Genomic DNA, 12,061 nt, shown 5'->3' on the forward strand with positions numbered 1-12,061 from the left:
GGACGCCTTCGCTGACATTGCCCAGCTTGTCCCACATGGTCCGGCCGGCCGGACCGCGGATTTCCTCCATGAGGCCGTCGACCTTGTCGGGGTCGAGGAAGGAGTTGAGGAGCCGCTGGGTTTGCTCGAACGAGCCAATGACGGTGCCGCCGCCGGAGATGTTCGAGATGAATTCGACCAGAAGGACCTCGACCACGTTGGACGTGACGTTGCCGAGGGTGGCCATGGCCTGGGAGACCTCTTTGATCTCCTCCTCGTCCAGCATCTGCCAGATCGCGGTGCCCTCCTCCCCCAGGGTGAGAAGAACAATCGCGGCCTTCTCCGGCCCTGTCAGCATGGAGGCGTCGGTGATTATGCCGCCTTTTTGGGGTCCCCGGCTCATGTTGGCTGGTGCAGCCAGGTGCGCAGCAGCGCCACCGACTCCTCAGGATGGGACTCAACGAACTCCGCCACGCGCTTGATCGAACTGGCCTTGACCTGGCCCTCGATCTTGGCGATCGCGATCCGCTGCTCCATCTCGCTCTGGTCGGGGCCGGGCAGGGAGAGCGGATCCCCGGTCGAGGGATCCATCGGCAGCATCATCTGCTGTCCATCTGCCGTCGTCACCAGCCGGGTCACGCCGGTCCGGGCCCCGGCCGAGCCGTTGAACAGGGGCCGGACCACGAAGAAGATGGTCAGCAGGGCGACGATCAGCAGGATCACCCACTGGACGATCTGCATGATGTCGTTCTTGTCGAAGCCCATCAGGGGGTTGGCGGTAACGACGCCGCCGCCGGTGTCGGCGCTGGGGAACTGGACGTTGATCACCGTGACCTGGTCGCCTCTCTGGGCGTCGAAGCCGACAGCGGTCCGGACCAGTTGCTCGATCCTCTGCATTTCCGCGGCCGGGCGGGCCTTATAGGCGCCGGGCTTGCCGTCCTTGCCGGCCGGGGCCGTCACGCCATCCACAGCCACAGCGACGGAGAGGCGCTTGATCTGTCCTGGCTCCTTGACCTCGGTGCGTACGGTCTTGGAGATGTCGTAGTTCGTGGTCGTGCCAGTCCGCCCGGATACCGAGCTGACATTGCCGTCCGCATTCGGAGGCGCGCCGGGGATGTTGGCCGCCGCGGTGACGGCGCCGGACGGGTTCGGCTGGTTTTCGTTGGCGTTTTCCTCGCTGGTGGTCTCTGAACGAATTACCTGGCCTTCTGGGTCGAAGGTTTCCTGCTGGATAGTCACCTGAGAGAGATCAAGGTCGGCCGTGACGTTGACCCGCGCCTTCCCGGGCCCGACGACGCCCTCCACCAGAGTCTTGACCGTCTTTGCGACCCGGGTCTCGACGGCGGACTTGCGGCCATCGGAGGCCATGGCGTCGCCCTCGCTGCCACCGGAAAGGGTCTTGGCGTGCTGGTCCACCACCGTGACCCTGTCGGGCTTCATGTTGGGCACGGCGCCCGCCACCAGGTTCTGGATGGCGCGAACCTGGTCCGGGGTGGGCTCCCGGGCGCCGACGGCGATACTGACGGAGGCCGAGGCCTGCTGGATCTCGTCCTCGAACAGCTCCTTCTTGGGGAGCACCAGGTGAACCCGCGCCGAGGTGACGCCTTCCAGGCCCTGGATGGTCCGCGCCAGCTCGCCCTCAAGGGCGCGCTGGCGGTTGAGCTGCTGGACGAAGTCTGTCTGGCCGACGACGCCGGTCTGGTCGAAGATTTCGTAACCGACGGAGCCTGCCGTCGGCAGCCCCTTGCCGGACAGGAGCAGTCGGGTGGTGGCGACCTCATCCCTCGCCACCATGAGGGTCGATCCGTCACCCTTGGCCTCGTAGCGGATATTGGCCTGGTCCAGGGCCCGGGTGATTTCCCCGGCCTCCTTGAGGTCGAGGTTCGAGTAGAGGAGCGCGCTCGGACGTCCCACGTTCATGAACAGGGCGCCGAGGGCCGCGGCGATACCCACGCCGATGCCGGCGAAGGCCGCCAGGCGGCCGAAACCAAATCTCTGCAGAGCGGCGAAGAAACCGTTCACGGTTCTCAGTCTCCCACCGTCGGCTGCAAGGGGTGCAGTTCCTGCCGACGAATAGGCAGGAATTACCCAGTGGTTGGTAAACGAGGAGTTTACGCGGGAATTTTGGTGGGCCCGTCGCGAGGATCGCTGCATCGTATTCCGATAGGTGCCAACGGGTTATCGGATCGAAAGAGGCTCTAACTTTTTGGACCTAGAGCCTATTTTGCCCCTTCAGACGTTCCAGCCAGAGGGAACAGGCTCCGGGCGCTATCCGGCCCAGGGCGAGAGGCCGCCCCAGAGCGCCAGTAGCAGGCCGAAGAGCAGGGACAGCCCGACAGTTGCGATGTAACCGATGCGCCGGCCTGGGCTCCAGCTGTCCAGTCGGCGCCCGCTGCGGACCACCAAGGGGGCAAGGCCCGCGCAGACCAGGGTCATCAAGGTCGCCACCAGGGCCGTAGCCGAGGCTGCGAGCAGGTTGAGCCCTGGCCAATCGTACAGGAGCCGGTCCGGGGGTGTTGTCAGCATCCAAAGTACCGAGAGCCCCAGGGCGACAAGCCACAGGGTGGACCCCAGCGCCAGCAGGACGCCGGCGCGGGCCTGGATCGGCGTCTGGCGGAAGTCCCGGCGATTGCGGAACAGGGCACCCCACAGTGTGGCACCACTGGCGAGGGCGGTCGCAGCGGCGGCCACCCCGAGAAGGCTGGCTCGGCTCCACCAGGGCGCGCGCTCATACACCTGGGTGTTGAGCGCCGTCAGCATCCGAGCCGCGCGGTCGCGTTCGATCTTGAACACCCTGCGCTCGTATCCCGTATCCGAGATGAAGAGCCCCGACTTCGGCGAGCCTTCCGGGACCCAGGTCTGGGAGCGCCCCCCCTCACGCGTTACCAGACGGCCTTCCCGGGTCACCTGCACGGTCAGGCCGCCATTCAGGCGATCCAGCATGCCCTCAAGGCCTGAATAGGCCCGGCGTGTCCCGAGGTAACGGCCTTCATAGAGGGCGCGTTCGGCGTAGAGCCCCGGCGCCGCCGGACGCGGCCAGGCCGTGGAATTCTGCCCAACCTGCTCCACCACCCGGGCAGCAAACCTCTGGGTGAGAACCCGACCTGTGCTGGTGTTGGTACTGATGAAGATCCCAAGGCGAAGTTCCGGAACAATCGTCATGTTGGTCATGAAGGTCTGCGTCGCCCCATCATGACCATAGCCGGAAAGGCCCCCGGGAAGCGCATAGGCGATGAAGCCGCGTCGCCAGCCGTTAATCCCGGGCGGGGTGCGCCTGAGGGGTTGGGCGAGGGCCTGGTTTGTCGCCTCGCCCCAGACGCGGGTCTCGGCCCTGACGCCGCCGCCCAGCAGGGTGATCATGTAGCGGGCCATGTCCTCAGCGGTAGAGGAGGCTGAACCGGCCGGGGCGACCTGGCCGATGTACTCGAAGGGTTCGGCACGCAACCCGACCCCGGTCCAGGAAAACCCACTGGAGATGTCCGCGGCCAGGGCCGGGGCCAGGGGGGCCGGAAGGTCCTGCCGGGCCGGATGCGGCTCACGGAAGCTTGTCCGCGCCATCCCCATGGGTTCGAACAGGCTCTCCTCGGCCAGGCGCTCGAAGGTCTTGCCCGAGGTCCATGCCGCCGCCTCTCCCGCCAGGGCGGCGCCATAGTTGGAATAGCTGGAGAGAACCCCCACTGGCCGTACCCGGCGCGGCCGCTCCTGGCGGAGATAGACGGCGAGGGGGCGGATACGTGCGGGGTCCCGCTCGAAGAGGTGCCCGAGGGCCCGGTCCTCAAAGCCCGCCGAATGCGACATCAGGCTCTCCAGCGTCACCGGGCCTGGATAGCCCTGGTCGCGTACCTGAATGGCTTCCGGCAGGAACAGGTTGACGGGCGCCTGCAGGCGCAGTCGCCCGGCCTCCGCCTCCTTCAGGACCGTCAGCCAGGTAAAGGTCTTCGAAACCGAGCCCAGGCGGAACAGGGTCCGGTCGGGATCCACGGGTCGCCAGGGATCGAGCGAGGCCGCGCCATAGCCCTTCTTCAAGACAATCCTACCGTCCTGGACGATCGCCACTGTCGCGCCAGCGATATGGTCCTGGACCAGGGAGTCGCGGACGAGACCGTCGACGAAGGCTTCCAGCCCGCGATCCTGTGCGGCGTCTGCCGGCCTTGTTTCCGGCGCCTTGGCGGCTCCTGCGGACGTCCGTGTCGAGGCCGGCTTCGCGGCGACGGTGGCGCCTACGCCCGCTGTCGGGCCCGGAGCCGCAGGCGCACGCCAGGGAGTCGCCAGGGCCAGCATCAGGGTCAGCGCCGCGAACAGGCGGGGCGTGGAGGAACTCATGGGGGAGGGGCCCGTACCGGAAAGGCGTAGAGGGGCAGGACGGGCCTCAGTTGCGGGCCGATGAAGAGTTGAGGCTCCGAGGGTGGGCGAGCCCCCTCCTTGATCTCCCGCTCGGCGACGCAGACCTGGACCTGGGCGGCGAGGGACGCAAAGTTCCTGGCCGACGGCGTGCTCTGCAGGAAGCACTCGTCGAAGAAGGGATACCGGTTCGACTGCCCGCAGCCGAAGGAGGTGCGGTCGGGGCGCGCCGCGGTCAGGACCATGCGGTTCGGCGCGCTCAAGTCGGGCACGAAGACGCCGGAGAAGCAGGCTGAAATCACCGCAATGGTCGGCCGGGTCCCACAGGTCCTGTTCAGCATGGCGGCAAGAATGTCGGGTGGCAGGATGGACTGGTCGACAACCACGCCCTGGGGTGCCCCGTGCGATGTGAAATAAACTAGGCAGCCTTCCGGCCCGCCCGAGGTGAGCTTGGTCAGTCCGTCGAAGATCGCCCGGATGTCGGACTTTGCGGGACGGTCCTTGGCGTAGCGTGTTGGCCGGACTGAGTACTGAAGGATGTTGGCCGGCGAGAAACCGAGGCGGACGAGCTCGGCGGAGACATCATGCCGGGCGTTGTCGAAGGCCTCGGTCGCGCCCCCGCCAGACCCGCGCCAGTCGCCGGCGATGACGACGGCCGCCCAGTTTCCGAAGGTGGTGTCGGCCGCCTGCGCCCGCCCTGGAAGGGCCAGGAACAGGGTGACCAGGAGCAGGATGAGCGCGCGCGCGGAGGACATTCAGCTCTTGTAGGATTTGAAGGGCGTGGGGACTGCGGTCCCGGTGGCCTTGGCCAGAATCCGGCCCTCGGGGTCATAGAGTTCGCCCTCGGTAAAGGCCAGGGTCCGCCCCCACTTTGCGACCCGGCCGACGCCGCGGATCGGGCCCGGCAGGGCGGGGCGGAAGAAGGAGGTCTTCATCTCTGCGGTTGGGGCGACATGCGTCATGCCAGAGGCGACCATACAGGCCACCGACATGCACTCGTCGAGCATGGCGCAGAGGTATCCACCCTGGATCTGTTTCATGGGATTGAGCAGGAGCTCGGCGCGGGCCTCGAAGGCGACCTCGACAGACTTGTCCGCCTGGCTGACCGCGACAATCCGGAACCCCAGGGTCTGGGAGCCGGTCGGCTGGTTCTTTGTCCTCTGGAACCGGGCCAGGATGGCCTCGTCCGTCAGGGGTTCCGGGGTGTCTGCCGGGCGGGTCTCCGGTGGGATCTCTGACACGGTATGAAGCCTCACTTCTTTCGGAATTGGTCGAGGGAAATGACCTTCGGAGAGCCAGGCTCAGGCTCCGGACCTGACTCCGGTACGATGGATGCGACCGGTGACGGTGCGGGGGCGGGCGCCGGCCCGGCGGCTTCGGCCTCGAACTGCAGCAGGAACTGTACGCTGGGATCGTAGAAACGGCTCATGGCGGCATAGGGCACTGTCACCCTCTGCGGCCGGCCGCCGAACTTGAGCGTCACGGAAAAACCGACTGCGTCCAATTCGAGGTCCCAGAACTGGTGCTGCAGGACAATGGTCATCTCGTCCGGGTAGCGCGACAGCAGGTCTTCCGGCCCTTCGACGCCGACGGCCCCTGTCTTGAAGGTCAGGTAGAGATGATGAGCGCCCGGAAGCCCCCCGGGCTGGCCAGCCCGGATGAGAGCGGCGCGGACAACCCCGCGCAGGGCCTCCTGGGCCATGGCCTCATAGTTCATGAGGTCCTGGGCGGGTGGTTCCTGAGCCATTTGGGTCCTGTCCAGAGGTCGTTCGACAAACTAGCGCCCCCGGAGCCCCGCGCAAGGTTCCATCCCCCATCCCGGTGAAGGGTCAGGAGTCTTTGTCACAGGTCCGTCTCCGGGAAGGTGGAGGGGTTCTGTTGCCGGGCCCCCTCCCGGCCCCGCCTGACGCTGCTAAGACGCCAGGGCTTCAGGTCGAAACCCGTCGGGTCGCTTACGCGGCCAGACGAACCTCTCCAGCGAAGTTATCGTTCGCATTTAGATTAAAGCCCGAAACGGTGGGCCAAGCCGGAAGAAAGCAACACCTTTACACGTCTGTCGATGCTGATCGGCCCCGCATTTCCCCGCCAAGGCGAGGGAAGGAGTTTGGTGGAGCCGCCGGGAATCGCACCCGGGTCCAGTCCGCTTATTTCGTGCGCGTTTATCCCCATAGTCCGGCGAACCGGACAGTTGTCATATAGTGCAGGCAGGCTGAATTCTCAATCCCCCAACGGCTCCGACGGCCCTGCGGCTGGTTTCGTAAATTCCCTGTTCACCAAATCCCTGGATTGGCGCAAGCTGGATCGACAAACTAGGGAGGGCTTCATGTCCAAGATGTTAGCGGAATTCATTGGCACGCTTACGCTCGTGCTGTTCGGATGCGGCTCGGCGGTGCTCGCCGGAGCTGACAACGTCGGCCAGCTCGGCGTTTCTCTCGCCTTTGGCGGTGCGATCATCGCCATGGCCTATGGCATTGGCCCGATCTCGGGCTGCCACGTAAACCCCGCCGTCAGCCTGGCCGTCTTCATCGCGGGACGCATGAACCTGCGCGATATGCTCAGCTACTGGGTGGCCCAGTTCGCCGGGGCGCTGGCGGGCGCCGCCATCCTCGCCGCCATCGTGGGCTCCACGGCCCATCTCGGTCAGAATGGTTGGGGTCCGGGGTACCTTGGTGAGTACAGCCAGCAGTCAGCCCTGATCTTCGAGATCGTGATGACCGCCCTGTTCGTCATCGTGATCCTGGGTTCGACCTCCGAAAAGGCGTCGCCGGGTTTCGCGGGCCTCGCCATCGGCGTGACCCTGGCTGTGATCCACATTGTCGGTATTCAGGTCACGGGCGTCTCGGTCAATCCAGCCCGCAGCTTCGGACCGGCCATCCTTGCGGGTGGCCAGGCCCTGTCTCAGCTGTGGCTGTTCTTTGTGGCACCGGTCATCGGCGCCGTGATCGGCGCCTCCCTCTACAGGGTTCGCCTGCTCTCGTGATCTGAGCAACAGCTCTAGACGACGGCCCGGGTGGAGACGCCCGGGCCGTCTGCGTTTCAGAGGGTCTCGGCGCCCCGAGTAATCGACAGAATCCCGGTCCGGGCCAGTTCGACCAGCCCCAGGGGGCGCATGAGGTCGATGAACTTGTCGATCTTCGATGAGGGCCCGGTCACCTCGAAAATGAAGCTGTCGATCGTCGTGTCCAGGACCCGGGCCCGGAAGATCTCGCTGATCCTCAGGGCCTCGACCCGCTCGGCGCCGACCCCGCGAACCTTCACCAGGGCCAGTTCCCGCTGCAGCCCATTGGGATCGCGGGTAACGTCCTGGACGTGACGCGCCGCCACCATCTTCTGGAGTTGGGCTTCGATCTGGGTCAGAACCTGCGGGGCACCGCGCGTCACGATCGTGACCCGGCTGGTGTGGGCGTTCCGGTCGGTCTCCGCCACCGTCAGGCTCTCGATGTTGTAGCCGCGGGCCGCGAACAGGCCGACAAGGCGGTGCAGGACACCCGGCTCGTTGTCCACCAGGATAGCGAAGGTGGCGAGGCTCTCGACCTGCTCGGCATGGTCGAGATCGTAGACGGAGGCGGGTTGAGGGTCGGTCATGGTCGGGGTTCCCTGATCTTTGGGCGAGGTGTCACAAGCCGGCGCGGTGGGCAAGGGCTGGCGGCGGCCTCGGCTAATGTGACAGTTGCGTGAATGCACAGCCAGATCAGCCGGGAATTGGCTGCAGTGGCTCGGGACGGGGGGTGGATAATGGTCGGAAAGTTTGTGCGTCCTGAGCTGGGGCCTCTGGGAACCGGGCGCCTGGCCCAGTACGCGGCCCTGGTCTGGCGGCCCCCCGCGTCCGGCGGCATCGAGGTCCTGCTGATCACCTCCCGTGAAACCCGTCGCTGGGTGGTGCCGAAGGGTTGGCCGGTCAAGGATCTCAAGCCGCACCAGACAGCGGCCCGGGAGGCCTGGGAGGAGGCTGGCGTGGAGGGCAGGACCGGGGCCCGCAAGATCGGCGTCTTCGACTATGACAAACGGCTGTCCAGCGGTGCTCTCCAGCCCGTCAGGGTCAAGGTCTATCCGCTCCGTGTCGAGACCGAGCATGACGAATGGCCCGAGGCCGGCCAGCGGGAAAGGCTCTGGCTGGCACCGGAGGAAGCCGCTGGCCGCGTCGACGAACCGGGGCTGTCCCGTCTGCTCGCCGGATTCGCCAAGGTGGCGAGCTGAGGGTCAGACCCTGCGTGCGGTGATCGGCAGGGGATTGCGCAGCATTTCGCCCTTCATGGTCCCGACCCCGGCGGTCGGCGAAACCGGCAGGGCCATGATCTTTTCCACCGTCTCCATCCCCTCCACCACATAGCCGAAGCAGGCGAAGCCCAGGTTATCGCCGGGCCCCGAGGGATCGGCGTCGAGATAGCTCTGGTCGCCAGCGCAGATGAAGAAGTCCGAAGTCGCCGTTCCGGGCGCCCGCCGCCCCATGGAGATGGCGCCATTGGTGTGCTTGAGCCCGGTCCGGGCCGTGGACTCGTGGCGGACCGGGGGCAGGATCCAGGCTGGATCGTTCTGCAGGCCGCCCTGGATCACCCCGTAGTCGAAGGTCTTGGACCCCGGCGGAACGGAGCGCCGGTAAAAAGTCCCATGATCCATGCGGCGTTCGACGACATAGCGGAGGAAGTTGGCCGTCGTTGCGGGGGCCTTGTCACCCCGCAGTTCCAGAAGGATGTCGCCGAGCTTTGTTGAAAGCCGGACCCTAACCAGGCCGGGACTGCCCGCGGCGAGTGCGGGGCCTGCGGCCAGGAGGGCGGCGGCCAGGACTTGGCGGCGTCGGATCATCGGGACCTCCGTTGGGAACCTCAGCCTAGCCCGCGCCGGACACCCGGAAAAGCGCTGAGGCTCAGCCCGGCTCGACCTCAAGGTCCGCAGCCACCCTCACCCCCGCCCAGCGGTTGAGCACTGCGAAGAGTTTGGCCGGGACGATCGGCTTGCCGATGTGGTCATTCATGCCGGCGCGCTCAGCGGCGTCCACATGTTCCGGCAGGACATTGGCCGAAAGGGCGATGATCGGCGTGGTGCTGTTCTCGGGCGACAGGCGGCGGATCGCCCGAGTGGTCGCAAAGCCGTCCATCCCCGGCATCTGCAGGTCCATCAGGATCAGGTCGAAGGTCTGCGCCACGGCCAGAGAGACCGCCTGTGCGCCCCCGGACGCCTCGTGCACCTGCTGGCCAGCGGCCTCAAGGAGCGCGCGGACGATCTCGCGGTTGGCGTCCAGGTCGTCGACGACAAGGATGCTGAGGCTCTCCCCGGGGGCTTCCTCTGCGGCGTCCGGCACAGTCTGGAACACCGGAGGTTCGGAAGCCGGCGCCCGGATGTCGAATGTGAAGGCCGAGCCGGCGCCTGGCGTCGAGGCGGCGCGGATCTCGCCGCCCATCAGGCCGGTCAGCTGGCGACAGATCGAAAGCCCCAGGCCTGTGCCCCCGTAACGGCGGCTGATGGAGCCGTCGGCCTGGGTAAAGCGCTGGAAGAGGAGTTCAAGTTGCTCGGGATTGATTCCGACGCCTGTATCCCTCACCGAGATTTCCAGTGCCGCAGTCTTTGCGTCATGCCTGGCATGGATAACGACCGAGCCCCTCTCTGTGAACTTGATGGCATTGCTGAGGAGGTTGGACAGGACCTGGCGCAAACGACCGCAGTCCGCGAGGACGTAGTCGGGCGCAGGCTCGGCAATACGGACGTCCAGTTTCAGGCCCTTGGCGTCCGCCCGCTCTGCGAACAGGCCCGTGGTCTCTGTGAGGAAGTCCCGGAGATGGAACGGCGCGGGGTCAAGCTCCACCTGGCCGGCCTCGAGCTTGGAGAAGTCGAGGATGTCGTTCACGACAGCCAGAAGCGCTTCACCGCTGGAGATCACCTTTCCGATGTAGCCGAGCGCCGCCGAAGACTGGCCCGGAAGCTGGGCGAGCAGACCTGAGAAGCCGATCACCCCGGTCAGGGGGGTCCGGATCTCGTGGCTCATATTGGCCAGGAACTCGCTCTTGGCCTCGGCCGCGGCCTCGGCGCGGGACTTGGCCTGGCGCAGGTCCGCCTCCAGTTCATGCCTCCGTGTCACGTCCCGGAAGTTGATCACCGCCGATCGCGCCCGGCCATCCGGACCCCGGATGGCGCTGGCCTTGCCTTCAAGCCAGACATGCTCAACCGGGCGGCCCGGGCTCAGGAACCTGAATTCGCCGCGAAGGTCGTCCTCGCTTTCCTCGTCTTCGAAGACCCGGATCATTAGGCGCGTGACCTCGCCGTGGTCGTCTGGATGCACGTAGTCCATGGCCGGCCGGCTGACCATGTCGTCTGCGGCGTAGCCCAGGGTGGCGACCGAGGGCGAGGCGTAGAGGATCCTGCCGCCAGGGCTCAGCCAGATCACGATATCGGTCACATTGTCGGCGAGCAGGCGGAGCTGGGCCTCGCTCTCCGCCAAGGCCTTCTCCCGGCTGCGGGCCTCAGAGATGTCCAGGGTGACGCCGAATATGGCACCGACACGACCGGATGCACCAATTTCCGGGCTGATCTGGGTCAGCATGGCCTTCCGGCGGCCATCCCTCAGCGTGGCCTGGGTCTCGATGCGCATAGGCTGCTTTGAATTGATCACCTCGCTGACCATTTCCCGGACCCGGGTCTGGTCCGCGGGATCATGCAACAGCAAGATGTCGTTAAGGTTAGCGGCACCCCCGGACTTGTCCCAGCCGTAGAGGTCAAAGAAACCATCTGAGAAGCTTGCTTCCGCGGTCCGCATGTCGAGCCGGAAGTGTCCCGATCCCACCAGTTGTTCCGCAAGCAGGGCGACCCTGTGCGCATCCGCGACCTGAACGGTTTTGTCCTGGCTCTCCGCCAGGACCCGCACATATGAGCTTCGGCGCTCCTGAAGTGTCACGTAGACCGCACCCAGGGCCGCCAGGATGAAGACCAGTCCAGCGATGTCCGCCAACGCCAACCCGTACGCGCCCGCCAGGACATGCTCGTAGAAGAGGTTAGCCTGGCGCCAGAAAAAGGCGATGAGGACCGGGCCGAACCGGATCCAGAGCTGGTCTGTGCGGCGATAGTCGACCACGATGGCGCGGAAGGCCATGGACCCCCAGAGCGCGACGGCCACGACGGTCGCATCCTTGAAGGGGGACGATAAGAGATAGAGACCTAAGGCCGCCCCGGCCAGGCTCCGCGCGAGCTCCAGAAGGTCTCCCAGGCGGTGGCGCCTAAGCCCGCCCGCCGTGACGAGGTATTCCGCCACTGCAGTGGCGATAACGAAGGCCAGCCAGGCGAGTGCCATCCGGGGCCCGGTGTAGGGCGCGGACGCGACCGCGACCGCTATCGCGGCCAGGGAATCCTGGCCACCGCGGTCGGAGACCGCGCGCCAAATCCACCCGCCCAACGCTTCCCGGCGCGGGTTCGACTTCAGAACTCTGATTTGTTTCGGCATCTCGCCTGGTTCCGGCGTCCGATCCGACCGGCTCCCGAACGTCCGGTCTGGACAGAATGGGTCTCAACCGTGAAGAAAAGCTTGTCCGTCGGCGATTGTTCCCAATCCAGGCTGTCGGCCCCTTGAACCCGGAGATCAGGAAATGGCGATTTCACTCTATGACGTGAGCGTAGGCTCCATGCTTCAGACCGTCGGCGCCGTGTCCGCCTTCCTCGAGAAGGGCCGGGCCTGGAGCCAGGATGCAGGGATCAGCGTCGATGCGATCGTCGAGGCGCGCCTGGCGGATGACATGTTCCCCTTCCGCTTCCAGCT

The 12,061-nt window shown here is 66.1% G+C and carries 10 protein-coding genes, 1 other RNA gene and 1 pseudogene; 2 read left to right on the plus strand and 10 right to left on the minus strand.

The window, feature by feature from the left end:
- From WCJ52_RS07545 to ssrA, 7 genes and pseudogenes are all read right to left on the minus strand, one after another.
- Positions 1-382: pseudogene (locus WCJ52_RS07545) on the minus strand (flagellar motor switch protein FliG); the annotation flags it as partial.
- A complete protein-coding gene (gene fliF / locus WCJ52_RS07550) occupies positions 379-2,001 on the minus strand; it encodes a flagellar basal-body MS-ring/collar protein FliF (RefSeq protein WP_336902694.1) in 1,623 nt (540 codons plus the stop codon). The pseudogene WCJ52_RS07545 and the gene fliF, both read right to left, overlap by 4 nt.
- Positions 2,002-2,247: 246 nt before the next feature.
- A complete protein-coding gene (locus tag WCJ52_RS07555) occupies positions 2,248-4,302 on the minus strand; it encodes a serine hydrolase domain-containing protein (RefSeq protein ID WP_336902695.1) in 2,055 nt (684 codons plus the stop codon).
- On the minus strand, positions 4,299-5,075 hold the full coding sequence (locus WCJ52_RS07560; RefSeq protein ID WP_336902696.1) for a C13 family peptidase: 777 nt from the start codon (positions 5,073-5,075) through the stop codon (positions 4,299-4,301). Before WCJ52_RS07560 ends, WCJ52_RS07555 begins: the two co-directional genes overlap by 4 nt.
- On the minus strand, positions 5,076-5,561 hold the full coding sequence (locus WCJ52_RS07565) for a PaaI family thioesterase (protein WP_336902697.1): 486 nt from the start codon (positions 5,559-5,561) through the stop codon (positions 5,076-5,078). It abuts the gene before it with no gap.
- 11 nt (positions 5,562-5,572) lie between these two features.
- The gene (locus WCJ52_RS07570) at positions 5,573-6,067 is read right to left on the minus strand and encodes a ClpXP protease specificity-enhancing factor SspB (protein WP_336902698.1); all 495 of its coding nucleotides are present in this window, start codon (positions 6,065-6,067) and stop codon (positions 5,573-5,575) included.
- A gap of 116 nt (positions 6,068-6,183) precedes the next feature.
- Positions 6,184-6,545, minus strand: a transfer-messenger RNA (tmRNA) gene (gene ssrA, locus WCJ52_RS07575).
- 98 nt (positions 6,546-6,643) lie between these two features.
- On the opposite strand from ssrA, the gene WCJ52_RS07580 reads away from it, so the two are divergent.
- Complete coding sequence (locus tag WCJ52_RS07580) at positions 6,644-7,300, plus strand: aquaporin (RefSeq protein WP_336902699.1); 657 nt, start codon at positions 6,644-6,646, stop codon at positions 7,298-7,300.
- A 56-nt stretch (positions 7,301-7,356) separates the two neighbouring features.
- Here the strand turns inward: WCJ52_RS07580 and ilvN are convergent, their stop codons facing one another.
- On the minus strand, positions 7,357-7,905 hold the full coding sequence (gene ilvN / locus WCJ52_RS07585; RefSeq protein WP_336902700.1) for an acetolactate synthase small subunit: 549 nt from the start codon (positions 7,903-7,905) through the stop codon (positions 7,357-7,359).
- Positions 7,906-8,055: 150 nt separating this feature from the next.
- Here ilvN and WCJ52_RS07590 point away from each other — a divergent pair, with 150 nt between their 5' ends.
- On the plus strand, positions 8,056-8,517 hold the full coding sequence (locus tag WCJ52_RS07590) for an NUDIX hydrolase (protein WP_336902701.1): 462 nt from the start codon (positions 8,056-8,058) through the stop codon (positions 8,515-8,517).
- Positions 8,518-8,520: 3 nt separating this feature from the next.
- Here WCJ52_RS07590 and WCJ52_RS07595 read toward each other — a convergent pair whose 3' ends face one another.
- Together WCJ52_RS07595 and WCJ52_RS07600 are read right to left on the minus strand one after the other, a co-directional pair.
- Positions 8,521-9,123, minus strand: a complete 603-nt coding sequence (locus tag WCJ52_RS07595; RefSeq protein ID WP_336902702.1) for a peptidylprolyl isomerase — start codon at positions 9,121-9,123, stop codon at positions 8,521-8,523.
- A gap of 61 nt (positions 9,124-9,184) precedes the next feature.
- Positions 9,185-11,599 (minus strand): ATP-binding protein, encoded by a 2,415-nt coding sequence (locus WCJ52_RS07600; RefSeq protein WP_336902703.1) that lies wholly within the window; start codon positions 11,597-11,599, stop codon positions 9,185-9,187.
- Between the last annotated feature and the right edge of the window lie 462 nt (positions 11,600-12,061).

Source organism: Phenylobacterium sp. (assembly GCF_037138395.1).
Taxonomy (GTDB): domain Bacteria; phylum Pseudomonadota; class Alphaproteobacteria; order Caulobacterales; family Caulobacteraceae; genus Phenylobacterium.

Bases quoted from the DNA above. Each gene is read 5' to 3' on its own strand.
- WCJ52_RS07600 (WP_336902703.1), bottom strand. From the start codon at position 11,599: ATGGCACTCGCCTGGCTGGCCTTCGTTATCGCCACTGCAGTGGCGGAA.
- ilvN (WP_336902700.1), bottom strand. From the start codon at position 7,905: ATGACCGACCCTCAACCCGCCTCCGTCTACGATCTCGACCATGCCGAG.
- WCJ52_RS07590 (WP_336902701.1), top strand. From the start codon at position 8,056: ATGGTCGGAAAGTTTGTGCGTCCTGAGCTGGGGCCTCTGGGAACCGGG.
- WCJ52_RS07595 (WP_336902702.1), bottom strand. From the start codon at position 9,123: ATGATCCGACGCCGCCAAGTCCTGGCCGCCGCCCTCCTGGCCGCAGGC.
- WCJ52_RS07580 (WP_336902699.1), top strand. From the start codon at position 6,644: ATGTCCAAGATGTTAGCGGAATTCATTGGCACGCTTACGCTCGTGCTG.
- WCJ52_RS07570 (WP_336902698.1), bottom strand. From the start codon at position 6,067: ATGGCTCAGGAACCACCCGCCCAGGACCTCATGAACTATGAGGCCATG.
- WCJ52_RS07555 (WP_336902695.1), bottom strand. From the start codon at position 4,302: ATGAGTTCCTCCACGCCCCGCCTGTTCGCGGCGCTGACCCTGATGCTG.
- WCJ52_RS07560 (WP_336902696.1), bottom strand. From the start codon at position 5,075: ATGTCCTCCGCGCGCGCGCTCATCCTGCTCCTGGTCACCCTGTTCCTG.